19 protein-coding genes are annotated in these 24,191 nt (G+C 44.9%); 11 read left to right on the top strand and 8 right to left on the bottom strand.

The genetic code is table 11. The annotated features are described in order from the left end of the window. Positions 1-137 precede the first annotated feature (137 nt). The 4 genes from ACE1OE_RS12110 to ACE1OE_RS12095 all read right to left on the bottom strand — a co-directional run bounded on the left by ACE1OE_RS12110 (position 138) and on the right by ACE1OE_RS12095 (position 4,350). Entirely contained in the window at positions 138-1,229 is a 1,092-nt protein-coding gene (locus ACE1OE_RS12110) for an ABC transporter ATP-binding protein (RefSeq protein ID WP_449211213.1), read from the bottom strand. 5 nt (positions 1,230-1,234) lie between these two features. Continuing rightward, the gene (locus ACE1OE_RS12105; protein WP_198593062.1) at positions 1,235-2,119 is read right to left on the bottom strand and encodes a carbohydrate ABC transporter permease; all 885 of its coding nucleotides are present in this window, start codon (positions 2,117-2,119) and stop codon (positions 1,235-1,237) included. A 24-nt stretch (positions 2,120-2,143) separates the two neighbouring features. Further along, positions 2,144-3,037, bottom strand: a complete 894-nt coding sequence (locus ACE1OE_RS12100) for a carbohydrate ABC transporter permease (protein ID WP_372059573.1) — start codon at positions 3,035-3,037, stop codon at positions 2,144-2,146. A gap of 86 nt (positions 3,038-3,123) precedes the next feature. After that, entirely contained in the window at positions 3,124-4,350 is a 1,227-nt protein-coding gene (locus ACE1OE_RS12095) for an ABC transporter substrate-binding protein (RefSeq protein WP_449211212.1), read from the bottom strand. Positions 4,351-4,599: 249 nt separating this feature from the next. Here ACE1OE_RS12095 and ACE1OE_RS12090 point away from each other — a divergent pair, with 249 nt between their 5' ends. Then, on the top strand, positions 4,600-5,607 hold the full coding sequence (locus tag ACE1OE_RS12090; RefSeq protein WP_449211211.1) for a LacI family DNA-binding transcriptional regulator: 1,008 nt from the start codon (positions 4,600-4,602) through the stop codon (positions 5,605-5,607). Positions 5,608-5,775: 168 nt separating this feature from the next. After that, positions 5,776-8,154, top strand: a complete 2,379-nt coding sequence (locus ACE1OE_RS12085; protein WP_449211210.1) for a GH36-type glycosyl hydrolase domain-containing protein — start codon at positions 5,776-5,778, stop codon at positions 8,152-8,154. A 137-nt stretch (positions 8,155-8,291) separates the two neighbouring features. On the opposite strand, the gene rnb is transcribed toward ACE1OE_RS12085, so the two are convergent. Beyond that, positions 8,292-10,304: an exoribonuclease II gene (gene rnb, locus ACE1OE_RS12080; protein WP_449211209.1), complete on the bottom strand. Its 2,013-nt coding sequence runs from the start codon at positions 10,302-10,304 to the stop codon at positions 8,292-8,294. 387 nt (positions 10,305-10,691) lie between these two features. On the opposite strand from rnb, the gene ACE1OE_RS12075 reads away from it, so the two are divergent. The 3 genes from ACE1OE_RS12075 to ACE1OE_RS12065 all read left to right on the top strand — a co-directional run bounded on the left by ACE1OE_RS12075 (position 10,692) and on the right by ACE1OE_RS12065 (position 14,778). After that, positions 10,692-12,620, top strand: coding sequence for a DEAD/DEAH box helicase (locus tag ACE1OE_RS12075; RefSeq protein WP_449211208.1), 1,929 nt, complete (start codon positions 10,692-10,694; stop codon positions 12,618-12,620). Between the two features lie 278 nt (positions 12,621-12,898). Then, entirely contained in the window at positions 12,899-14,092 is a 1,194-nt protein-coding gene (locus ACE1OE_RS12070; protein ID WP_102469225.1) for an acetate/propionate family kinase, read from the top strand. A 557-nt stretch (positions 14,093-14,649) separates the two neighbouring features. Continuing rightward, positions 14,650-14,778: a hypothetical protein gene (locus ACE1OE_RS12065; RefSeq protein ID WP_449211207.1), complete on the top strand. Its 129-nt coding sequence runs from the start codon at positions 14,650-14,652 to the stop codon at positions 14,776-14,778. A 181-nt stretch (positions 14,779-14,959) separates the two neighbouring features. Here ACE1OE_RS12065 and ACE1OE_RS12060 read toward each other — a convergent pair whose 3' ends face one another. Then, the gene (locus ACE1OE_RS12060; RefSeq protein WP_102468484.1) at positions 14,960-15,877 is read right to left on the bottom strand and encodes a permease; all 918 of its coding nucleotides are present in this window, start codon (positions 15,875-15,877) and stop codon (positions 14,960-14,962) included. Positions 15,878-16,326: 449 nt separating this feature from the next. On the opposite strand from ACE1OE_RS12060, the gene ACE1OE_RS12055 reads away from it, so the two are divergent. From ACE1OE_RS12055 to ACE1OE_RS12030, 6 genes are all read left to right on the top strand, one after another. After that, positions 16,327-17,010: an ABC transporter ATP-binding protein gene (locus ACE1OE_RS12055; RefSeq protein WP_449211258.1), complete on the top strand. Its 684-nt coding sequence runs from the start codon at positions 16,327-16,329 to the stop codon at positions 17,008-17,010. Positions 17,011-17,113: 103 nt separating this feature from the next. Next, on the top strand, positions 17,114-18,445 hold the full coding sequence (locus ACE1OE_RS12050) for an ABC transporter permease (RefSeq protein ID WP_449211206.1): 1,332 nt from the start codon (positions 17,114-17,116) through the stop codon (positions 18,443-18,445). Continuing rightward, entirely contained in the window at positions 18,438-19,217 is a 780-nt protein-coding gene (locus ACE1OE_RS12045; protein WP_449211205.1) for an outer membrane lipoprotein-sorting protein, read from the top strand. Before ACE1OE_RS12050 ends, ACE1OE_RS12045 begins: the two co-directional genes overlap by 8 nt. After that, positions 19,217-20,689 (top strand): hypothetical protein, encoded by a 1,473-nt coding sequence (locus ACE1OE_RS12040; RefSeq protein WP_449211204.1) that lies wholly within the window; start codon positions 19,217-19,219, stop codon positions 20,687-20,689. The genes ACE1OE_RS12045 and ACE1OE_RS12040 overlap by 1 nt, the downstream gene beginning before the upstream one ends. A gap of 2 nt (positions 20,690-20,691) precedes the next feature. Further along, the gene (locus ACE1OE_RS12035) at positions 20,692-21,762 is read left to right on the top strand and encodes a sensor histidine kinase (protein WP_449211203.1); all 1,071 of its coding nucleotides are present in this window, start codon (positions 20,692-20,694) and stop codon (positions 21,760-21,762) included. 1 nt (position 21,763) lies between these two features. Next, on the top strand, positions 21,764-22,549 hold the full coding sequence (locus ACE1OE_RS12030; RefSeq protein WP_449211202.1) for a LytR/AlgR family response regulator transcription factor: 786 nt from the start codon (positions 21,764-21,766) through the stop codon (positions 22,547-22,549). A 70-nt stretch (positions 22,550-22,619) separates the two neighbouring features. Here the strand turns inward: ACE1OE_RS12030 and gloA2 are convergent, their stop codons facing one another. After that, positions 22,620-23,006, bottom strand: coding sequence for an SMU1112c/YaeR family gloxylase I-like metalloprotein (gloA2, locus tag ACE1OE_RS12025; RefSeq protein WP_449211201.1), 387 nt, complete (start codon positions 23,004-23,006; stop codon positions 22,620-22,622). A gap of 120 nt (positions 23,007-23,126) precedes the next feature. Beyond that, the gene (locus ACE1OE_RS12020; RefSeq protein ID WP_449211200.1) at positions 23,127-24,050 is read right to left on the bottom strand and encodes a LysR family transcriptional regulator; all 924 of its coding nucleotides are present in this window, start codon (positions 24,048-24,050) and stop codon (positions 23,127-23,129) included. Positions 24,051-24,191: the final 141 nt, after the last annotated feature.

Raw genomic sequence — 24,191 nt, 5'->3', positions numbered from 1 at the left:
ATCGACATCGATGCCACCGGGTAAGATCGTTCATAAGCCTAAAAAGGCACGTGATGGTTAACATCACGTGCCTTAGTATAAATCCAACAAGATGGATTCCCACACTATTGGATAGTGGCGTAGTCATAGGAAACGTATTACATTCGCTGTGTGGATTCAGAGTCGAATATTGAACAGCGCGCCGCATCGACCTTAACGGTAATCTTATCACCAGCGTGGATCTCAAATTCGGTGGTTGTGCGGTGAGACAGTGTGTGGTCAGCATCAAACTGAGTCCAAACGAGGGTATCTGATCCCATGGGTTCAACCAACTCTATCGTGCCAGTAATACTATTTTCCTCATCATCATGCTCTAAAGACGTGAATAAATGTTCTGGTCGCATACCTAATGTCACCGCTTTTCCATCGGTTACTGATGACTTAAATGGGTAAGACGTAACGTTTAGCACCAAATCTTTAGAGCGGAAGTAAATGTTGTCACCTTCCACCATTAGTTTCCCGTCAACACAGTTCATCGCAGGCGAACCTAAAAACGTGGCGACAAACAAGTTAGCGGGTTTGTTATAGACATTGTGAGGGGTATCCAACTGCTGGATAATACCATCTTTCATCACTGCAATTCGGTCAGCCAGCGTCAGTGCTTCGATCTGGTCATGAGTGACGTAAATCATAGTGGATTTCAATGTATTGTGCAGTTTTTTGATTTCCAATCTAAGCTCTGCACGCAGCTTGGCATCAAGGTTTGATAATGGCTCGTCAAACAGATAGATGTCAGCATCTCGAACAAGGGCTCGTCCTATGGCAACACGCTGGCGTTGGCCCCCGGAAAGCGCGGAGGGTTTTCGATCAAGCAAGGGTTCTAGCTGCAATAGTTTAGCCGCCCATTGTACCTTCTTATTGATCGTATCTTTGTCGACACCCGCAATCCGCAATCCGAACGACATATTTCGCTCAACCGACATGGTTGGATAAAGGGCATAGGACTGAAAAACCATCCCAATACCGCGGTCCTTTGGATCGGTCCATGTGACATCTTTGCCGTCAAATGAAATGCTGCCGCCACTTGAGTCAATAAGGCCACCGATAGCGTTAAGCAATGTGGACTTACCACACCCTGAGGGCCCCAGTAGAACCAAAAACTCACCATCATTAATATACAGGTCTAACTGCTTGACGACTTTTGTGCTCTCATAACTAATGTCGAGCTTGTTGATGTTAACTATACCCATGATGATTATCCTTTTACTGCGCCAGAAGCGATGCCTCTAACAAACCAACGTCCCGACGCCACATAGATGATAAGAGGGACCAAAGAAGTAAGAATGGTAGCGGCCATGTTGACGTTGTAGGCACGCTCACCGGTTGTGGTGTTGACGATATTGTTAAGTTGCACGGTCATCGGTAGATTGTCTGTGCCTGCAAAGACTAACCCGATCAAGAAATCGTTCCAGATATTCGTCACTTGCATAATGACCGCTACGATGATGATAGGTACCGACATCGGTAGCATTATGGAGAAAAATACTTTAAAGAATCCTGCACCATCAATACGAGCGGCATTGAACAGTTCCATTGGTAAGGTACTGTAATAATTGCGAAACAGTAGCGTCATGATAGGCATACCAAAAATAACGTGTGAGACTACAACGCCTGTTAAGGTACCGTAGATACCTAAATCGGCATAAACACGAATCAATGGGTAGATGAACACTTGGTACGGAATGAATGCGCCCAGCAACAAGCAAGCAAACAGCAGGTTTGCGCCTTTTATTTTCCAAAAGGAGAGGGCATAACCATTTATTGCACCAAATAAAACAGAAATAATGACACTAGGGATCAATATCTTTACCGAGTTCCAAAAGCCCACTTGTAAGCCGTTACATTCTAAGCCAGTACAGGCGCTGCTCCATGCGACTTTCCATGAATCAAAGGACAGCTGCTGTGGCAAGGCAAAAATACTGCTCATGCGAATTTCGTCGAGTTCTTTAAATGACGTAACGATCATGACATACAGTGGCAATAGGAAAAAGAGCGCGGTAATGGTTAGAAAACCATAGATGCCGATGCGTCCCCATCGTGCCTTAACCGAGGTTGGGCGTTTAGTGGCAGCTGGCGTCATCGTAGGTGAGAGAATACTCATAGCTTACCTACCTTGTTTCTTGATGTAGTTGGTGTAAATAAACGGTGCGATTAAACACAGTACAGTGGTGAGCATGACGGTAGATGCGGCAGTCGCAATGCCAATATTGGCGCGCTCAAAGAGGTTATCCATAATAAACTTCGCCGGTACTTCACTGGCGACACCCGGTCCGCCTAACGTCATGGCTACAACAACGTCATACATCTTGATGATACTGATGGACAGCAGTACGACGGTGGTAATAATCATTGGACGCAGCATCGGTAAGATGATGCTGAAATAAACTCGCCACGTCGGAATACCGTCTATTTTTGTTGCTTTCCATAAGTCTTCATCAATACCTCTTAACCCTGCTAATAATAGCGCCATCACTAGGCCAGAGCCTTGCCAAACGGCTGCAATAATGACGGTGTAGATCACCATGTCAGGATTGACGATCCAGTCAAAAGTAAACGATTCCCAGCCCAAGTTGTGCATGGCGTTTTGAATACCGAGCTGTGGGTTGAATATCCATTGCCAAACGAGTCCGGTAACGATAAAGGACATGGCATAAGGGAAAAGAAAGACAGTCCTAAAGAAACTTTCCGCTTTAATTTTTTGATCAATAAAAATAGAAAGTAAAAAGCCGAGAACAAAACAAATAGCGAGAAACAAAAAGGCGATGACTAATAGGTTTTCTAACGATGTGACCCAACGTGATGTCTCGAATAGACGTTCATATTGAGAGAATCCGACAAAGTCATACTTAGGCAGCATTCTTGAGCTGGTAAATGATAGCCTTACCGACCAAAACATCGTACCCATGTAAGCGACAATGACAGTAAAAGCCATTGGTAGTATTGCTACATAAGCCAGTGTGTTTCTTCGAATGTGCCGCTTAATGGCGACTAGATCCATGCGGGATCTCCCTTATTTAATTAGATGAGAGATAAAATAGGCACCGCCCTTGAGGGAAGGTGCCAAGTGTAAGGTGCCAAGTGCGTTTAGTCGCGAAGTGCGCGCTCGAAAATTGTCACGGCTTGCGCGGTGGTGATGTTTGGTGAGTTCCAAACCTCGGTCACGGCATCTTTTAACGAACCGTACAAATATTCTTCCATTAACATTGACCCATCTGGGATTTGGCGGTCAGCGACTTTTAGAATGGCTGCGCCTTTTTGTGCACAGATATCCATTGAGGACACATCAATATCGGTTCGAACTGGAACTGAACCTTTCAGGTTATTGAATTCGACTTGTGTCGCTGGTTTAAGCATGGATTCAACGAGACTCTGCTGAGCGGCGATTTGGTCTTTATCATCGGTTTTAGGGAAGACGAACACGTCGCCACCAACGATGTAAAGCGAGTCATCGCCCAAACCTGGGAAACAACCGTAATCTTGGCCCGGAATTTTGTTGGCCTGAGTAAATTCGCCTTTTGCCCAGTCCCCCATGACTTGTATACCGGCTTTATCGTTAATAACTAAGCTGGTGGTGTCATTCCAGTTACGACCTGGAGACCCTGTGTCAACATAAGGTTTAAGTTTTAGGAAGGTATCGACAACTGTTTTAAACCCATCAGAGTTTAACGTCTCAGCGTCTCTTTTACCCAAGGCATCGAGATACAGTTGTTTACCCCCTATGTTGCTAAGTACCGTGGCGAACAATAGGTTTTCTTGCCAGTTTTGTCCTCCCAGTGCGAGTGGGATATAACCGGCCTCTTTTAGCTTATCAAGGGCAGAGAACAATTCTTCGGGAGTTTGGGGCTCTTGCTCAATGCCGGCTTTATCAAACGCTTCTTTTGAATACCAGAACCAACCAGGCATGTGGATATTGACGGGCGCGGCATAAAAATGGCCGTTAACTTTAATCGCGTCCAGGGTAGGTTTAGGTAGGATTTGATCCCAGTTATTTGCTTTGGCGACGGCATCAATATTATTGAGCATGTCTTCCGCAATCATCTCGTGATACTGCTGCGAGGTGTTAAACAGTGCGGCGGTTGTTGGAGAGCCACCAATCATACGGTTGATTGCCGCCGATCGTGCGTTAGACCCACCTGCAACGGCGCTGTCTTGCCATGTTCCGCCATCCGCTTCATAAGCGTCCGCAAGTACTTTAATCGCTGCAGATTCACCGCCCGATGTCCACCAATGCATAACTTCTGCTTCTTCTTTAGCAAAAGCGGGGGAGGCGGCGATAGCGATAGCAGCAGCAAGTGTCACGTTCTTGATCATGAGAATACCCTTTCGTTGTTTTGTTATAGTCCTAAGTAGTATTTCTATAATGGAATCGATTCCATTTATTATTTTATAGCGCTTCTTTCTCATCAGATCTAGGAACTTTTTGAGTAAATTATAAACATGAGAAATTGGTCACGAATTCTACGTATTTGTGTATTAAGTGTAAAAATTGATGTCTTAAACGGTGTAATTTCACTAATATAAGTGAAATATAGTAGTGACTAGTCCATAGGGTGACAACAAATGGCGACGATAAAAGATGTGGCAAAACTGGCAGGAGTTGGAGTTGGAACTGTTTCCAGATATCTTTCTGGTAATGCCTCTATTTCAGCTAAGACAATGGATAAAGTGGCCGCCGCAATGTCGGATCTCAATTATCGGCCAAACAGCATGGCACGCTCATTATCGTCGAAAAAGTCGAATATCATTGGATTATGGGTGCCATCATTCTCTGGGTCGTTTCATCGAAAGATGCTGCAAACCATCGAAAGAGAACTACGGAAACGCGATAAGCACATCATCCTTGCCAATGCGGAGGATGCAACGACGGATAAAGAGCGGATAGCGTGCTTAGATTATCTCATTGAGAGAGACTGCGATGGCATTCTAATGTCGTGTCCAGAGTTGTCCGTGGTTGAACTAGCAAAAATTGAAGCACGGTACCCGAAAGTGGTGTTCATTAACCGTGATATCGACGAACTCGAGCAAAAAACCTTTAGCGCCGATCATTATCAGGGAGGCAAGTTAGCGGCTCGTCATCTGGTTGAATTGGGGCATAAGAATATTGCCGTTGTGAGCGGACGAATGAGCGCGCAAGATGCAAAAATGCGTCACCAAGGGTTTATCGATGAGTTAAGAGCCTCAGGGATCGAGGTAGATGCCGACCTAATTGAATCTGGTGGCTACAGTTTTGAACAAGGCGCGGTGGCCACACAAAAGTTATTGGCTAAAGACAAGCCGTTTACCGCGTTGTTTTGTGGTAATGACAACAGTGCCATGGCCGCGATTGCAGCACTACATCGACAAGGCATTCGTGTCGGCGTAGACATCTCAGTTATTGGTTATGACGACATCGATATATCGAGTTATACATCGCCAGCAATGACGAGCGTTCATGTGCCGTTAGAAGAAATATCTCGTAATGCTTGTCATCAATTATTGAACTTATGCTACGACGAAAAGCTGCCTATTGCCTCCCATTTTGAACCGACACTTAATGTTCGTGATTCGACGGGTTCAGTGCAAAAATAACAATACGTAGCGTAATAATACACGGGTTCATAAACCGTATTTATTGAATGTGGTTCGAAGAATGCCATTGAAGAAATCATCCTAAATTACTAGAAAATTCGTGGGCTTAGTACATTAATAAGCCCGTCTAGATAGATAAAAACTATTACGTGTAAAGAGGTCTCATTCATGTCAACATTTCTCGATCAGGGAACCCGATTTTCATTAACGGATCCAACGCTTCTTCCTAATTCGGCGGGTTATCTCTGGAATCGTAAGATGATGATTCATGTTAATTGCCAAGGTTACGTTGTCGCGCAATACATGAATCCAGAACCCAAAAAATATACGCATGTACCAAATCTAGCCGCGACGAGTTTTATGCAGCCGGAACAGCCTTATTTTGCCCATCATCCAGGTCGCTTTTTTTATGTGCGAGATGATGAAACGGGCGAGTTGTTTTCTGCACCATTTGCGCCGATTAAATCCAAGTTGGATAGCTTTGATTTCCAGCCGGGTCTAAGCGACGTTAAGTGGATCGTTAAACATCAAGGCATTGAACTGACGATTACTCTTACGTTGGGTGAAGATGAAGCCGCAGAATTGTGGCATGTCGAAGTGTCGAACAAGGGGGCCACACCGCGTAAGCTCTCTGTCATTCCTTACTTTCCAGTTGGTTACATGTCGTGGATGAACATGGGCGCACATTATGATGAGTCGCTCAATGCGATTGTCTGCACTTCAATCACCCCTTACCAAAAGCTAGAAGATTACGAAAAGAACAAGCACCTAAAAGATATGACATTTTTTGCGTCTGACGTTATCCCCGATGCTTATGAGACCAGTCTCCCGCGTTTTGAAGGACAAAGCGGCTTACATAACCCTGCGGCATTGCAAGGATTTGCGGATCTCTGCAGTAAAGAAGCCCATTACGAGATGCCTGTTTGTGCGATGCAATTTAAGCTAGACCTCGAACATGAAGAAAAGAAACAACTGAATTTCGTGTTTGGTCCGGCGCTTGATAAGTCCGAGATTAGGCATGTTGTTGCCCGTCATTCCGGAGATGAAAAAGTGGCAGCAACCCAAGCGTATGAAGAATACATATCGTCAGGCTCCGGTGTGGTAGAAATAGAGACACCTGATGTTGCGTTAAATCATTTTGTGAATCACTGGTTACCAAGACAGGTTTTTTATCATGGTGACACCAATCGATTGACGACTGATCCTCAGACTCGCAATTACCTGCAAGATGGGATGGGGATGGCGTACGTGAAAAGTGACGCTACACGAGCTGTGATCCTTACCTCATTATCTCAACAAAAGATGGATGGAGAAATGCCTGATGGCGTATTACTGACGCCAGAAGCCACCTTGAAGTACATTAATCAAATCCCTCACACTGACCACTCTGTATGGTTGGCATTAATTCTTGATGCCTATCTCAATGAGACGAATGATTGGGGCCTCTTACAACAGGACGTCGCGTGGGCAGATGATGACACTAGTGCGTCAGTACTCGAACATATGAATCGTGCCATGAACCACATGTGTGAAGCGAGAGATTATCGAGGCTTGCCATTCATTGCTCAAGGTGATTGGTGCGACCCGATGAACATGGTGGGCCCGAAAGGAAAAGGCGTCTCGGGTTGGCTAGCGCAAGCGCTAAGCGTTGCGCTGCAAACTTGGATAAGAATATCTAGAAAATACAATGATGAATCCATAATTCAGCAATTCGAATCTATGGTTGAAGAATTGGCCACCATTTCACATGAGTATCTGTGGAAAGGGGATTGGTACGCGCGTGGTATCACGGATGACGGCGTAACGTTTGGTGTCCCAGAAGATAGTGAAGGGCGTATCTTTTTGAATACCCAAAGCTGGGCATTTATGGCCAATATGCCTAATGCGGAACAGAAAGCAAAAATGTTGGCCGCGATTGACGAGCAACTTGATACACCTTATGGCGTCATGTTATGTGCGCCTGCGTTTACTCAAATGCGAGAAGATGTGGGTCGTGTGACACAAAAGTGGCCAGGCTCAGGGGAAAATGGTTCTATTTACAATCATGCCGCCGCGTTTTATGCCGCGAGTCTTTATGCCATAGATGAACCTGACCGAGCATTTGCAGTATTGAGGAAAATGGTGGCTGATCCACAAAGTGATACCTTTGAGCGTAGAGGCCAATTGCCTGTCTATATTCCCAATTATTATCGTGGTGCATATTATCAATACCCCGACACGGCAGGTCGTTCCAGTAACTTGTTTAATACGGGTACTGGTGCATGGTTTTATCGCATGATTATTGAAGAAATGCTCGGTCTTAAGGGATGTGAAGAAGGCCTTTCCATTCAACCTAAAGTACCTTCTGAATGGTCAAATTTTTCGGTCAAACGATCGTTTCGTGGTGCGCAGCTACATGTGACGTATCAACGTACCTCAGAGGTAACGAAGGTTGAGGTGATCATGGATGGTAAGAAACTAACGACTAATATACTGCCAGGGCTTCAATCAGGTGGTTGCTATCAAGTTACGGTACTTCTACCGCGAGAGAACGCACATTCGGTATAGCAGAGTGAATGATGTAGATGGCTAGGCAATAGACTATGTCGAGATCCGCGTTATAAAGAAAGCCAGTTGGTCCTCCAACTGGCTTTTTTATTCGTCTTGTACATTTAGTCCAATGTTGTCACCGGACTATAGGCTGATTATTCTGACTCAGAAGAAGCGGTGTCTTCCGTTGTCGTCACTGGTTCAGCAAACACTTCAACGGGCTTTGCAACAATACTGCGTGTTTCTTGGTTCACATCATTTAAGACGACTTTGAGTGTATCACCTAATCGATACACCAAATTTTGGTCGATAGTGACAGTGCCATTTTCGTTATTGCTAACGATTCGGTCTTTGTTGTTTACTATTAGCGAGTTTGGAATGAACACGGCAGCGCCGTTTTCAGTCAATCGAGCTCGCATACCCGCACGATTAATGTCAAAGATTTCTGCCAAAAATTCGGTGCCGTTCTTTGGTTCGTTTGCAAGAGTTCGAGCGTACAACCAATCTCCGACATTACGCTCTGCCATTCTATGATGTTTGCGGTGAACGGCTAGCTCATCACCCAAGACATCATCCGGCTTTTGTATTGGTTCCGCGTTAGTAATGTGCGCTTTTAGAAGTCGGTGGTTGACCATGTCGCCGTATTTACGAATCGGTGATGTCCATGTCGCATAAACATCGAGGCCCATCGCATAATGCGGTAGAGGTTCATTGCCTACTTCGCTGTATGCTTGGTACTTACGTACTCGGTTGTCTAGGTAGCTTGAGTCCAATCCGCCTAAATCACGGCGCAAGGCAGCAAAGCCGTCCAAAGACATGATTTGCTCTTCAGTGTAGATAGGTTCTTCATTCGGTGGGTTGACCAACTCAAGAACGTCTTTTACCTTCTCTGGTTTAAAACCAGCATGGGTGTTAAATACACCGTAACCAAAGGCTTCTTTTAGAGTGCGACCTGCACAGATGTTGGCGGTAATCATCGCTTCTTCTACGAGGCGGTTAGCGCTACGTCGAGAGTCTGCGTGAATTGCGACAACATCATTATCTTCGCTGAGTTCAAATCGATAATCTGGACGGTCTGGGAAAACAACTGCGTTAGCTTGACGCCAAGCTGCGCGCGCTAATGAGAAATCGTACAAGTCACGAACAACCTCAGCAATTTCTTCACTTGGTTGCCACACATCACTTGAACCATTCTCTAACCAATCAGAGACATGTTGGTAAGCAAGTCGCGCGTGAGATTTCATGTTCGCAGCAAAAAATTTGATGTCATCTTGAATAACACCGTCTTTATTGACCGTGACAGAGCAGCAAAGGGCAGGACGCTCGGCATTTTCAAGCAATGAGCATACATCGTCTGCTAAGTCGCGCGGTAACATTGGAATATTACGTCCTGGGAGATAGATGGTGTAGCCTCGTTGGCGAGCCACAATATCCATTTCATCTTCGGGAGTAATATAGGCCGTTGGGTCAGCAATCGCGATTGTTACTTCGAAGTCGCCATTGTCTTTTTTCTTAGCGAACAGCGCATCGTCCATATCTTTGGTCGATTCGCCGTCGATGGTAACAAAGGGCATAGACGTCATATCAGTGCGCGTGAGCGTAGCATCGTCTTTGATTTCCCATGCGTCTAAACCGGCAGGCTCAGTGTTGGGTAAATCATTTTGCGCTAGGGTGACCCACCACGGCGCGATTTTGTCACCGCCATCGGTAATCTTTTGAGAGATTTCTGCTAAAAAGCCGTTGTCACCTTTTAAAGGGTGATTGATTACATGAGCAACGACCCAGTCACCGTCATTAAGCTCATCACTCTTGATACCTTTTTGAGTTTTGGCTTTTAAAGACAGTTTTTTAAGCTGCGGATGATCCGGTGTAATATTAAGGCGGCCTTTAAAGCGCTTTACGCGGGCAATAAAGCGGGTAACACCTTGTTCAACAAGTTCTTGAGGCTCTGCTAGTTCGCGATCTTTATCCGTACGTATAATTGCGACGACTTTATCGCCGTGCATACATTTTTTCATATACGGTGGTGGGATAAAGAAACTGGTTTTCGCGTCGACTTCTAAAAAGCCAAACCCTTTCTCGGTTGCTTTGATTGTGCCTTCTTTTTTAGGAAGGTTCTCTTGAATCTGCTGTTTGAGCTGGGCGAGTAGCGGGTTATCTTGAAACATGCATCTACTTCTTAATAATGAAAGTGCCCACACTATACCCAAACGCTCGGTTGTTGCCTAGTTCAAACTCAAGGCGTAACCGCATGTCAATCATGCAGCAATAACGTAACGAAATGCTTAAAGTTTTGCCACATTGATGGCACATTACTCAATAATGACAGTTCAAGAATAAAATTGTGATGTATTTCAATTTTTTCTGGCTTTTTTTGTGCTTTTAGTGAATAATCCGCCTCCTTGTTTACGTCCCTAGTGGCTTGATGCGATTTTCACTTTTCCGCATCTGAATGGAATCAGCTCTTATCTACTGTTTTTAAAGCAGTATTGGATCAGTTTGGAATTGGTAGAGCTCATGGGACCTGTGTTTATATTTACTTTAATGGGATCCCAATGCAAGATTCTGCAATTCAATTCAATGAATTAGCTCTTAACAGCAATATTCTTTCTGCTCTAGACTCTATGGGCTTTGTATCGCCAACTCCAATCCAGGCGGCTGCAATTCCTCTATTGTTAGAAGGAAGAGATGCGTTAGGTAAAGCTCAGACGGGTACGGGCAAGACAGCAGCATTCTCTTTGCCGCTTCTTAACAAAATCGATCTTAACCAGCATAAGCCTCAAGCAATCATCATGGCGCCAACGCGTGAGCTTGCTATCCAGGTTGCTGCTGAAATCAAAAACCTTGGTCGTGACATCAAGGGCTTGAAAGTATTAGAGATCTACGGTGGCGCTTCTATCGTTGATCAAATGCGCGCACTAAGCCGCGGTGCTCACATCGTTGTGGGTACACCTGGTCGTGTTAAAGACCTTCTAAACCGTGACCGTCTACACTTAGACCAAGCACATACATTCGTTCTTGATGAAGCGGATGAAATGCTAAAAATGGGCTTCGTAGATGACGTTACTTGGATTCTAGAGAAAGCACCAGAAACGGCTCAACGTGTTCTGTTCTCTGCAACTATGCCTCCAATGGTAAAAACGATTGTTGATCGCTACTTGCGTGATCCTGCTCGTGTTGACGTTGCGGGTACTAACCACACGGTTGATAAAGTTGCTCAAAACTACTGGGTAGTAAAAGGCGTAGAGAAAGACGAAGCAATGGCTCGCCTTCTTGAAACTGAAGAAATCGATGCGTCTATCGTTTTCGTTCGTACTCGTCAAGACACTGAGCGTCTAGCTGACTGGTTAACTGCACGTGGCTTTAGCGCGGCAGCACTACACGGCGACATCCCTCAATCTCAACGTGAGCGTACTGTTGACAACATCAAACAGGGTTCAATCGATATCCTAGTCGCGACTGACGTTGTTGCTCGTGGTCTTGATGTGCCACGTATCACTCACGTATTTAACTACGACATCCCATTCGATGTTGAGTCATACATTCACCGTATCGGTCGTACTGGTCGTGCTGGACGTAAGGGTAAAGCTATCCTTCTTGTTCGTACTAACCAAATCCGTATGCTGCGTACGATTGAGCGTGTAACTAAGTCTCAAATGGAAGAAATTCAACTTCCACCACGTGACCAAGTTGCTGAAGCTCGTCTAGTTAAGCTTGGTGCTGAGCTAGAAACTGAGAAAGGCCACAAATCACTAGAAAGCTTTGCTGAGCTAATCGAAAAGCTTCAAGAAAGCCTAGAGATCGATGCTGCGACACTTGCTGCGATTCTGCTTAAACGTCAACAAGGCAAACGTCCTTTGTTCTACGTTGGTGCTGATCCAATGATTGAAGCTATCGAGCGTGACAAAAAACGTCGTAAAGAACGCCGTGACAATCCTGATGCAGGTCGTCGTGAAGGTGGTCGTAGCTTCAACACTCAAGATTGGGATACTTACCAACTTCAGGTTGGTCGTGAGCAAGGCGTTCAAGTTAAAGATATCGTTGGTGCGCTAGCGAACGAATTAGGCCTAACTAAAGGCTCTATTGGTGCTATCAAACTTGATAAAGGCCAAACGTACGTTCAACTGCCTAAGCAGATGACTACTGATGTAGCAGGTAAGCTTCGTAAGCTTCGCATTCGTCAGAAAGAAGCGGGCGCTGTTGTTGTTGAATTCAATGATTTCCGTGAATCTCGTGGTCCACGTCGCGATGGCGGCGGTAGCCGTGATAATCATCGTGGTGCACGTCGTGAAGGCCATCGTGGTCAACGTGACGGAAACCGTGAAGGCGGCAATCGCGAAGGCGGCGGCTACCGTGGTAACCGTGACGGCGCTAACCGTGGTCAACGTGCTGAAGGTGAACGTCGTTTCGATCGTAACCGTGGCAGCGACCAACGTGGAAGCCACCGTGGCGAACGTGGTCAATCACGTAACACTGAGTCTTAATGCCATTAAACATTAAGCACTAAATGAAAGCCGAGCGAATGCTCGGCTTTTTTGTGTCTGTTAATAAATTTTCTAAGTGAATGGCTACTAGTGATAAAAAACACGATTAAATTCAATGGGTGAATTAATTTAAAATTTGATCTTCGTCAAGAAATATCATTTTGAAACAAATATTCTTATAAAACAAATTTGAAAGATTCAAAAATTATTGAATAATACAATAAGATTATATGGGAAGGTTTCTTTCCCCTTTTCGCTCAACAACAGGATACATTTTCATGTCTGATTCGTTTGTTCTCGTCATCAACTCCGGTAGTTCATCTCTTAAATTCGCCGTCATCGATTCTCAAAGTGGAGAGGCTGTATTAAGTGGGTTAGGTGAGTGTTTCGGTTTGCCTGATGCACGCATGGCTTGGAAATTTAATGGACAAAAAACCGAAGTTGCCGTTGAAGGTGAAGGTAACCACCACAAACTTGCTATTGGTAAGTTGGTTGGCCTAACTGAAGAATTAGGTTTTTCTGATAACATCGTCGCGATTGGCCACCGAATTGTTCACGGTGGTGAGAAATTCACTTCGACGGTTCGCATCGACGAGACGGTGACACAAGAAATTGAAAAACTTGCTGACCTTGCTCCGCTGCATAACCCAGCAGGTGCCATTGGTATTCGCGCGGCTATTGAAGCATTCCCAGCGCTTCCGCAATTCGCTGTATTTGATACTGCTTTCCACCAAACAATGCCAGAGAAGGCGTTCACTGGCGCTATCTCAAATGAGTTGTACACAGAATACGGTATCCGTCGCTACGGTTTCCATGGAACAAGCCACTACTTCGTTAGTCGTGAAGCGGCGAAGATGCTCAACAAGCCAGTAGAACAATCGAGCTTTATCTCGGTTCACCTTGGTAATGGTGCGTCTGTTTGTGCAATTAATAATGGTGAGAGTGTCGATACGTCTATGGGCTTCACTCCTCTATCTGGTTTGATGATGGGTACGCGTTGCGGAGATTTAGACCCAGGCATTATTGAATTCTTGATGAAGAAAGGTTGGAGCCAAGAGAAGGTCTTTGAGACGCTAAACAAGAAGTCTGGCTTCTTAGGTGTGTCTGGCATTACTTCTGACGCTCGTGGCGTGCTAGAGGCGATGGAAGACGGTCATGAAGGTGCTAAGCTTGCCTTTGAAGTCTTCACATACCGTGTAGCGAAGTACATTGGCTCTTACTTGATTCCTCTAGATCACCTAGACGCGGTTATCTTCACCGGTGGTATTGGTGAAAACTCACTACCAATTCGTCGTGAAATCATGCGTAACCTTAAATTGCTTGGCTTTGTCGAAGACGAGAAGGGTAACGAAGACGCGCGCTTCGGTGCTGCTGGTATCGTCGGTAAGTCTGAGCTTTTGGGTGCGGTGGCTATGGTTATCCCAACCAATGAAGAATTTGTGATTGCTCAGCAGTCGGTAGAACTTCTGTAATAGATTCTAAGAAAATCAGATAATGAAAAGCGAGCCCAAGTGGCTCGCTTTTTTGTTTTGTATGTTGATTAAACCATCACGAACGATACTTTCTTCGTTTAGTCGATCTTCGAGTCAACGAGGCTAGTGCTGAGTTATTTATGCCCCATTTTTTGTTTCAAACCAATCACAAGAACCGTCATCCCCTTGAAAAAGGGGATCTTCGTCAGCACGTTGTGAACCTATTCGTGTGTTATTCATTTCTATTTAAGTGAGTCACATGCTGATGAAGATCCTCGTTTGCACGAGGATGACGGCCTAATTGGGATGGGTAGAAGAGCAATAAGCTGAGAGCTTTATGTCCAAAGGCGTGTTAGTAGGCGCGATACGAATAGCTTGCCAACCAACGAAGAATTTGGGACTGCTCAACAGTCGGTAGAACTACTGTAATTGATTTAAAATTTATTAGTAGAAAGCGAGCCTAGGGCTTAATGCCGATCAGTTAATCGAAAGTAACAGATTGAGCGATCCTTCCAGAATGTCAAAATCCGAGTGTTATTTTAACACTCGGATTTTTTATGTTTCTTAGACAAGCTCTTAATCAAGTACGCAACTTCTCTACAGAACAATTCTCAAAGTTATCAGATCTATTGTCCCCTGAACTCATTGATCAATACTTCCAAGAGTCTGGGGTGGCGATTATTTAAAAGCGCAGATTACCAATGGAAACAAGAGTGGTAAAAAAGAGGCCTTGTCGCTATGCGACAAGGCCTCCTAGAAGACGTTAGTTAATGCTTAACTTACAAGCATTACAGCGAAAGCCGGCCTTTAGTTTCTTTTGGCAGTGTCTGCGACGTGCCATCTGAATTTAACCCTGTCATGCCAATCTTAGAATATCCATTGGTACAGGAAGCCAGCTCCAATCGCCATGCTCAAGATGACAAATAAGAACGCTGCAATCATTTGGTTCTTGAAGATAGACTTAAGAAGAATAACTTCAGTCAAACTTGCTCCTGCACTACCAATAATTAATGCCATGACTGCACCAAGACCCATGCCTTTTGCTGCAAGCGCTGCACTTAGTGGGATGACAGCTTCAGCACGAATGTACAGCGGAATGCCAATCACAGCAGCGAACGGAATTGCCCAAGGGTTGTCTTCATTAGCAACTTTTGCGACGAACTCTGTTGGCATGAAGCCGTAGATTAACGATCCGAGCGCAATACCGCCAATCAGGTATGGAAGTACTTTTTTGAAATCTTTCCAAGTTGAATTCCAAATTCTTACCCATTTGTTGACCGGTTTTGCTTTCGCTCCGCCACAGCTTGATCCGCAGCCTTTACTTTCAGGTGCGATGTAAGCATCTTCTTTTACGTACTTTTCAAATCCTAATTTTTCTAGTGTGTAACCTGCAATTACAGACACGCCCATAGCGATAACAAAGTAAAACGCAGTCACTTTTATACCAAAGGTAACGGCAAACAAACCGATAATAATAGGGTTAAGCAGCGGACTTGCAAACAAGAACACCATCATGGTGCCAAAACCGGCTTTTGCTCTTAGCAGCCCTTTTAGGAAAGGGATAGTTGAGCATGAGCAAAACGGAGTGATTGCGCCGAGTAAACCGGCAACAAGGTAACCTTTACCGTTTTTTGAACTTAAAATGCTTTGAATCTTAGATGGTGGGATGTATTCCTGCAAAATACCAACAACGTAACTAATCAGTAAAAATAGTATTGTTAGTTCGACAGCAAGGAAAGCAAACATGCCTAATGTGTCCATAACCATGTCTTGTGTAATGTTCATTTTAATGTCTCATTATTTCTGGAATAATCGAAATATACGCAAGTAGCGTTGCGTCGTCAATATATTTCTATTTTTATCGAAGTGTTTTTTCTGAAGTCTACGCTGTGATGATAAGCCCGGTAAGTAAGCCATTGAAAACAAGGGTCACCTGATCCAACTGAATGTTGAAAAACGGACGATTGTGGACGTCAAATTACGGTTTGTGATGAAAACGCCTCTCATACCAAGTCCTATATAACCTCCAACATAGCTTTCGATCTTTCAGCCACGCGAATTCCGTTAGCACTAGTGTCGTTTGGCAACCAATGTTACGGAACACCTCAAAATACCTGCTCCCGTTTGTCCTCTATAACAACCGTTAATCTTCGATGCTGACCGTTTGTCGCATCCACATGTCGAGGCTCTTCAAAGGCGGTAGGCTAATGATCAATCTACAGGAGAGCGACAACATGATGAAATTTGATGGTATCTCAAAGCATTATTCACTCGGCCAAAATCAAGTACAGGCATTAGGTGGCGTGTCTGGACACATTGCACAGGGGGAGTTAGTTGCATTATGTGGTCCGTCAGGTTCGGGGAAAAGCACACTACTCAATATTTTAGGCATGCTGGACACTCAGTACGATGGAGACATTACTTTTGGCGATGGAATATTGTCAAAAACACCACAGGAATTGACTCAGTATCGCCGCGAAAATCTGGGGTTTATTTTTCAGCGTTTCAATTTGGTTCCTGTGATGAGCGCGTTAGAAAACGTCAGCTACCCGCTAGCGTTGAATGGTTATAGCCAGAAAAACCAGAAACGCTTGTCGCTGGAAATGCTTGAAAAGGTCGGGTTAGGTGATTGGGTTCATCACCGACCGGAGCAACTGTCTGGGGGGCAGCAACAGCGTGTGGCCATTGCTAGAGCATTGGTCCATAAACCCTGCCTCGTTATTGCAGATGAACCGACAGCAAGCCTTGATAGTGCATCTGCTAGCCAGGTCATTGAACTAATGAAAACCTTAGGGCATGAGCAAGCAACGACGTTTATTGTTGCGACCCATGATAGAAGGATGGCAACGCGATGTGATCGGATGATTGATCTGGTCGATGGAGAAATAAGCCATCAGCCGCACGAGTGGGCCAGTTAGTCATTAAGGAATGTCACGAATGAGCACGGCGTTCATTGAAGACGTTTTTAAAGGTCGGGATGACAGATTGTATTGACGACAGCCACCAGAAAAAGGAAGCAACATGATCACACACATACTCTATTCGTTCAAAATGCCGTTTTTATACTTATTACGTAATCGTAGGCGCACCATGCTCTCATTGTCGATCGTAGCGATTGCTATTTTTGCACTGACCGCGGCGGCCGGTTTTGGCTTGTTTACTTATCAAGCGTTAGAGAAATCAACGGCCAATGATGTTGGGCACATTACCGTGACCCAAGCGGGTTACTTCACTTCTGAAGAAGAGATGCCGCTGGAAAATGGAGTGCGTGACCCGCAATCGCTTATCGCCTTACTCGGCGATGTGGAGCACGCTAGAAGTGTTCAACCTCGCGTGTACTTCTCAGGGTTAATCTCGAATGGTAGAAAATCAGCAATCTTCATTGGTAATGGGGTCGAGCCTAATGAGTTTCAGATGCGAGATGGTTTTGTTCAGATGGAGTCGGGAAATACGTTGCAAGATTACCGATCTGCGGGGGAACCGCTATTTGATGGCGAGGTGAGTCTTAAAGACAGCGAGTTTGGCAATGAAATGGATGCTGGCATTATGATTGCGAAAGATCTCGCGCATAATTTACAGGTTTCAGAAGGCGATTGGGTCACACTGTTGGCCACGACAAGCGATGGCGCACTAAATGCGATTGATTTTGAGGTGACCGGCGTGTATTCCACAGGTGTGCCGGAAATGGATAAGCGTCAGGTTTACATTGGGATAGGTGCGGCACAAGATTTACTCAATTCAGAGCGCATTAGTACGTTATCGCTCTACTTGAGCGATACCAAATATACGTCACAAGGATTACTCGACGTCAATCAACGCCTCAGTGAGTATCAGACAAATAAGGAATTTAGCTTGCAGGGTGACGCTCAAAACTTAGAGACGACACCTTGGCAAGAACGGGCATTTTTTTATCACAAGGTTCGTGGGCTTTATAACGGTATTTTTGGGGTGCTTGGTGTGGTGATGGGGCTGGTGGTATTTGTTGCCTTGTTTAATACCATGACAATGACCGTGACAGAACGTACACGAGAAATCGGCACGCTGTCTGCACTTGGCAGTTATCCTAGAGAAATCATAGGCGGTTTTGTACGAGAATCGATCCTCATCGCACTCATTGGTAGCGTAGTAGGGGCAGGGCTAGCACTTACCACGACATTACTTCTTAAGGTGGCAGATATACAAATGCCACCCCCGCCAGGACGCTCCGAAGGGTACCCGTTAGAGATTGTTTTTTCCCCCCAAGTTGCAATGTATTCCTCGCTGGCAATATTGATAATTTGCATGTTCGCCGCCTATGTGTCAGCACGTAAAGGCGCTCAAAAACCCATAACAGAGGCGTTATCTTATGTATAAATCATGGCTGATTACGAAAAAACTGCGCGGTATTGTAGCGATGCTTGTCTCCGTGGCCTCTGTCTCCGCCTTTGCTTCAGAGGCAGAATCATTAATTAAGCAAGCTGATAGCTATCGATTGGATGCCGGCGCATCTCGTGTCGTGTCTGAGGTTAGGCTTTATCAAGATGATAAGCTGGATAAAACGCGTCTTTATGATGTGTATCTAAAGCCTAATCGTGAATCCTTGGTCGTGTTTAAGGCCAATGTCGAGAAAGGACAAAAAATGTTGATGCTCGGAGATAATTATTGGTTATTAATGCCGAAAAGTCGCCGACCGATTCGTATTACACCTATGCAAAAACTACTTGGAGAGGCCTCGGTCGGTGACATATCGACATTGACGTGGAGCCAAGATTATCAAGGGCAGGTGATAGAAAATGAAGACATCTTAGCCTCAGATGGCTCGATGACAAAAACCAAGAGGCTGAAACTGGTAGCGAAAACCGCAGGCGCAAGTTACCAACAAATAGATCTATGGTTGGATAACAAAACCGCATTTCCCATTCAGGCTGACCTTTACTTACGCTCTGGAAAGTTGGCAAAGAAAGCGCAATTTGAACAAGGTGTCAGAAATGGTGAGCGACGTGTTACCGCCATGATCTTACGTGACCAGATCCAAATGAATAAAAAAACAGTCATTGATTATCAGTCCATCGAACCTTACTCGCTGCCGAACAAGTATTACAACCCTGCGTTCTTATCTAAGAATAAGCAGCTAGGGATTGAATAATGAAAAGTGACCCTGGTCGTCGCTTCATAAGGTGGAACCAGCGTGATGGATTATCGAGTGTTGCTGGATTGGTTATCAGCCTTGTTGTCTCCACTAATGTCATCGCGACTGAATATGACCATTCGAGTACGTACAAGCCTCGAACTGACAGTCATCATTTAAATGAGCTTTTGACGTCCAGTGAGTCCAGTACAGCTGTTGATTCAAATAACGTGAATGAGGATTCCAATGAAGGGAATAAAAATGATGTGCGACGCTATTTTGATGCGCTGTCCTTTAGCGTGGACTATCAAGTCAATGCGCAAAGCATTGGCGCTCAAACCTCGCGTTTTTTTTCGCAACAAGAGGTCAGCCAAGTTTCTAAGGTAAACGGAGTGATTGACGTTGGTGTTCAATTTGACGTTTTTTCTGGAAGCGTTGCATTGCTCAGCAGCGATTTATACAACAGTGCTGATACTCACTCTAGGGATTATCAAGAGCGCAGCACAGACTTGGTGGTTCGCGAAGCCGTCATTGAATCGTCATTCATGATAGGTGATAGGGAGTGGGATATGCTAGCTGGAAAGGCTCGCATTGACTGGGGTGTGGGTTATGGCTATCGAGTGTTAGATTTGTTTAATCCTTATCGCCGCAATCCCGTCGGAATTCAGATTGAAGAGGGGGCTGGAACACTGGCGGTGTCTCATTATGGTGGTCAATCTGAATTGACGTTTATCACCACTGATTCGAGCTGGACTCAGCTCACTAGCACTGAGTTTGAAAAAGCCAATGAACAGCAGGGACTCGGTATGCGTTATTACACATTACTAGGTGATTCTGAATTACAAGCGATAACCTACTACGACAATGTGAGAGAAGGGATGATCGCTGGTAGCTTGGTTACGGTCTTTGGCAACGCCTGGGAGATGCATTCATCTGCTTCGATCCAGCGCCGTTACCTCACGTATACATTTGCCGATCAAAAGCCTGCGACGTTGTCTGAAGGCAAAAATGCCGTTCAATACCTAGTCGGCATAACATGGGCGCATGAGTCGGGTAATAGTGTCATCGCCGAATATTGGTATGACGAGAGAGCATGGAGTCAGAGTCAATGGCAACATGCTTATGACGCCGCGGCGAACGTTTACCCAATAGTCGCCAACTCATACGGGCTGGGGTATACCCAACAGAATTTGGTTCAGCATAGTGTAATGTTACATTGGGCGCTCGATCCATCTGCATGGGCAAATTGGCAATGGAGTCGAGAACTCGGGCTAGCCGATCGTTTAACACCAAAAATAGACGTTATGATCTCACCTGAAGATGGTGGTGTCATTGCGACACAATGGCTCGATTTTATGATGTTGGACAACGGGAGCTCGAACCTGCACCTTGAACTGGCTGCGCGTTATGTTACTGGCGCGGACAGTTCTGTATATGCAAACCTGCCTGAACGCTATAACATGTTGATTAATATAAAAGGGAGGTTCTAATTATGGAATGCACAGGCAAACGTTCAAACTGGGTGCGATCCACCATTTTTACGTCTTTGTTTTGTCTTGCGATTGCGGTTATCACCTCGTCAATCTGGACGGCCCCGTATTATGAAAATGCTTTTATCAGCCTTGGTTATGGATACAGTGCGTTGTTTTTTTCATGGCTGATTGAGCGATGGTTACCCAAGATTGCCGCTATGCGCATCACCTCATTAGTGATGTCCATATCTGGCGCAGTTTGTTTGGGTACGATAAATGCCTACTTTTGGCTACGGCAATACCCGGGGTTTGATGCGTGGCAAGGGTTAAAACCGGTGTTGTTACTTGGGATTATTTTTACCGCGATATCCTTTTACTTCTTCCATGCACAGGAAAAGCAGTTTTCTTTGCAGCAACAAATAGACCAAGCTAAGCTGGATAAAGCTAAGCAAGACAAGGTCTTAATTGAATCTGAGCTTAAACAACTGCAAAGCCAAATTGAACCACACTTTCTTTTTAATACCCTTGCCAATATTAACGTCCTCATTGATTACGACGCGAATCAAGCAAAAGAGGTGTTAGATAAACTGACGATACTGCTTCGTGGGTCAATGTCTCGACATCGACAAACCCAAATTGATGTGGCGTCAGAGGTAACGCTGATTCGAGCTTACTTGGGCATTCAGCAAGTGCGGTTAGGTTCGAGATTACGTTTTGATATCGATATTCCAGATGAGCTGTCAACCATAAAAATCCCGCCTTATTTGTTACAGCCGTTGGTCGAGAATGCCGTCATGCATGGAATAGAACCAAGCGTAGCAGGGGGGAGTATTGAGATAAATGCGCGTCAGGAAGGCGAATTCTGTATTTTAGAAATTTCAGACACTGGCGTTGGCCTTCAGTATGGGAATAAAAACTCCGAAAATTCGAATCATGGTATTGGCTTGTCCAATGTCAAAGAGCGGTTGTTAGCAAAGTATGGAGAAAAATCGTCGTTGTCGGTAAACGAGAAAAAGGAAGGGGGTGTGATGTCTACCATTGTATTACCGACGTCTACAGTCTTGCCCATGCAAAATAAACAGGAAGCCTAAAATGACAACATATACGGCAGTTATTGCCGACGATGAACCTCTATTACGATTCCATTTAGATAAAATGTTGGCAGAGACATGGCCAGAATTGGAGATTGTGAGCCGTTGTGAGAACGGTGAACAAGCCATAGAGGCAGTCGAGGAGCATCAACCTGATGTAGTATTTCTTGATATTCAAATGCCCGGTTTATCAGGAATTGATGTTGCCAATCAGCTTGCCGCACTCGAGAAAGCAACGGAACGATCGGCTCCGATTATCGTTTTTGTCACCGCGTTTGATCAATATGCGATTGCGGCCTTTGAGGCCAATGCGATTGATTATGTGTTGAAACCCATACAAGAAGACCGCCTGCTCGCCACTTGTCATCGAATACAACAACGTTTACTTCCATCTGAGAACAGTGGCACCTTGCAAACGCTGATGTCAAAGATTGAACACCTTTCGGCAGGCGGGACGCCAAAATATACCAAGTGGTTGAAGGCGAGCAAGCATGATGAGATCCATTTACTTGCCGTTGATGATATTGCGTATGTTAAAGCTGAAGACAAGTACGTTACGGTTGTAGCTTGGGTAGAGTCAAGTTATCAGGAATACGTTTTACGTAGTTCGATTAAAGAACTGACCACACAGCTTGACCCTGATTATTTTTGGCAAATTCATCGTGCGACACTCATAAATGTTCGTCGTTTAGATAAGGTCAAAAAAGATCTCTCAGGCAAATGGATGGTGCACATTGCCGGCACGACATTACCTGTGAGCCGAGCCATGCAGTCTCTGTTTCGTTAAAAGGTATTGAGTGACGCGATTTTCGCTTGGTGGATCCTTAACGCTGCAGAAAGAAACATCGACGCCTTGGTTATTGAACCTCGCATAATTCTAATGGTAGGCCATCGGGGTCTTGGAAAAAGGTATAACGTTTTCCAGTGTACTCATCAATACGTATGGGCTCGACTGCAATGCCTTGTTCAACAAGCCACTCCACGGCGTTAGCCATATTGTCGACAGTAAACGCTAGATGTCTAAGCCCTTGTGCTTCGGGAAAACTCGGTCTTTTGGGTGCATCAGGAAATGAAAATAACTCCAATTGAGTGCCATCGGGAAGGGCAAGGTCAAGCTTGTAGGAGTCTCGATCAGTTCGGTAATTTTCATCAAGGATGCTGAGTTTTAATACCTCAGTATAAAAATGACGCGAAGCCGCATAATCGGAACAAATAATGGCAACGTGGTGTGTGGCTTTTAACATGAAGATTCCTACAATTGTGAAGAGTCATGATTAGCTTTTTTTTACACAATAAAGCAAACAGAAGTACCTAAATGTGTCATTAAAAAAAGGGTGGGGGAAAGTCAGCGACGCGATAACGAATCACAGCGACAAACGTTCCGGTAACACTGACATGACATAATCGATAAACACCCGCATCCTGGCTGGCAAATATTTGGTTTGCGCGTATTGAAGCGCAATCGTGCCATGATAATTACTTTTTATCGTCCAATCTGCCAACACCTGCACGGTACTGCCGTCTTTCAATGATTCTTTGATCACAAAATCGTGAAAAATACCGATGCCTAGCCCTTCTTTCACACCACTTAAACGCAGTTGTGATTGATTGACGGCATATCGACCAGAGACCTTCACGGTGAGGAACGCATCGTCTTTTAAAAAATTCCAAACATGATCTCGTGTAGTCTCAGCTAAATATAAACAGTCGTGCTCGAGTAAGTCTTCAGGGGTCTTTGGCATGCCATGCTTGGCAATGTAATCTGGACTAGCACACAACACCAAGTTAGTGGGTCCTACGTCTTTCATGACGAGATTTTCGTCAGGCTTATCAGTGAGTTTAAAGGCGACATCTACGCCCATTTTCATTAAATCAATATTACCGTCGAGCGCACGAACCTTGAGTTGAATCTCTGGATACTGTTTTAAAAACGGGGTGATAAAGGGCTGCAACACGGAATTAAGGAAAGCTTCAGGCGCGGCGACCGTTAAGGCCCCGCTTGGTACAGTATGATCCGACTGGGACACTTCTACGGCTTGTTGCGCTGCATTTACCATCAATACGCTCTGGTCATAGACCTTTTCCCCGGCCTGAGTAATGACAAGCTTACGCGTTGTGCGCTCAAATAATTTAACAGATAGCGCGCTTTCTAAACGGGTGATGGTTTTAGAAAGGGCTGAAGGGGTCACCCCAAGGTTTTTTGCCGCTGCGGTGAAGCTACCCTCATTGACCACCATAATATAAGAGGCAAGGTCAGGGAGTAAACTGATGAGCTTGTGATTAAACATTATTGTTGCCTCAAATTCACTAATGGTTTTCCATGTTAAGGGATAATCGTTTCCTTCACAATGAACTAGAATGGTTTCATTAAAGATAAGCGCCTATGGTGACTCGTCTTTCCCTACACAACCTATGTATATAGGAACATA

The organism is Vibrio sp. E150_011 (genome assembly GCF_053544015.1).
The sequence above is the reverse complement of the archived record's forward strand: the minus strand, read 5'-3'. Positions and strand labels throughout refer to the sequence as shown.

What these genes read in the sequence shown, in the direction of transcription:
- ACE1OE_RS12090 (WP_449211211.1), top strand. Translation starts at nt 4,600, where the DNA reads ATGGCGACGATAAAAGATGTGGCAAAACTGGCAGGAGTTGGAGTTGGA.
- ACE1OE_RS12065 (WP_449211207.1), top strand. Translation starts at nt 14,650, where the DNA reads ATGTTTCTTAGACAAGCTCTTAATCAAGTACGCAACTTCTCTACAGAA.
- ACE1OE_RS12030 (WP_449211202.1), top strand. Translation starts at nt 21,764, where the DNA reads ATGACAACATATACGGCAGTTATTGCCGACGATGAACCTCTATTACGA.
- ACE1OE_RS12020 (WP_449211200.1), bottom strand. Translation starts at nt 24,050, where the DNA reads ATGTTTAATCACAAGCTCATCAGTTTACTCCCTGACCTTGCCTCTTAT.
- ACE1OE_RS12055 (WP_449211258.1), top strand. Translation starts at nt 16,327, where the DNA reads ATGATGAAATTTGATGGTATCTCAAAGCATTATTCACTCGGCCAAAAT.
- ACE1OE_RS12085 (WP_449211210.1), top strand. Translation starts at nt 5,776, where the DNA reads ATGTCAACATTTCTCGATCAGGGAACCCGATTTTCATTAACGGATCCA.
- ACE1OE_RS12035 (WP_449211203.1), top strand. Translation starts at nt 20,692, where the DNA reads ATGGAATGCACAGGCAAACGTTCAAACTGGGTGCGATCCACCATTTTT.
- ACE1OE_RS12075 (WP_449211208.1), top strand. Translation starts at nt 10,692, where the DNA reads ATGCAAGATTCTGCAATTCAATTCAATGAATTAGCTCTTAACAGCAAT.
- ACE1OE_RS12060 (WP_102468484.1), bottom strand. Translation starts at nt 15,877, where the DNA reads ATGAACATTACACAAGACATGGTTATGGACACATTAGGCATGTTTGCT.
- ACE1OE_RS12070 (WP_102469225.1), top strand. Translation starts at nt 12,899, where the DNA reads ATGTCTGATTCGTTTGTTCTCGTCATCAACTCCGGTAGTTCATCTCTT.
- ACE1OE_RS12040 (WP_449211204.1), top strand. Translation starts at nt 19,217, where the DNA reads ATGAAAAGTGACCCTGGTCGTCGCTTCATAAGGTGGAACCAGCGTGAT.
- ACE1OE_RS12050 (WP_449211206.1), top strand. Translation starts at nt 17,114, where the DNA reads ATGATCACACACATACTCTATTCGTTCAAAATGCCGTTTTTATACTTA.
- rnb (WP_449211209.1), bottom strand. Translation starts at nt 10,304, where the DNA reads ATGTTTCAAGATAACCCGCTACTCGCCCAGCTCAAACAGCAGATTCAA.
- ACE1OE_RS12095 (WP_449211212.1), bottom strand. Translation starts at nt 4,350, where the DNA reads ATGATCAAGAACGTGACACTTGCTGCTGCTATCGCTATCGCCGCCTCC.
- ACE1OE_RS12100 (WP_372059573.1), bottom strand. Translation starts at nt 3,037, where the DNA reads ATGGATCTAGTCGCCATTAAGCGGCACATTCGAAGAAACACACTGGCT.
- ACE1OE_RS12045 (WP_449211205.1), top strand. Translation starts at nt 18,438, where the DNA reads ATGTATAAATCATGGCTGATTACGAAAAAACTGCGCGGTATTGTAGCG.
- ACE1OE_RS12105 (WP_198593062.1), bottom strand. Translation starts at nt 2,119, where the DNA reads ATGACGCCAGCTGCCACTAAACGCCCAACCTCGGTTAAGGCACGATGG.
- ACE1OE_RS12110 (WP_449211213.1), bottom strand. Translation starts at nt 1,229, where the DNA reads ATGGGTATAGTTAACATCAACAAGCTCGACATTAGTTATGAGAGCACA.
- gloA2 (WP_449211201.1), bottom strand. Translation starts at nt 23,006, where the DNA reads ATGTTAAAAGCCACACACCACGTTGCCATTATTTGTTCCGATTATGCG.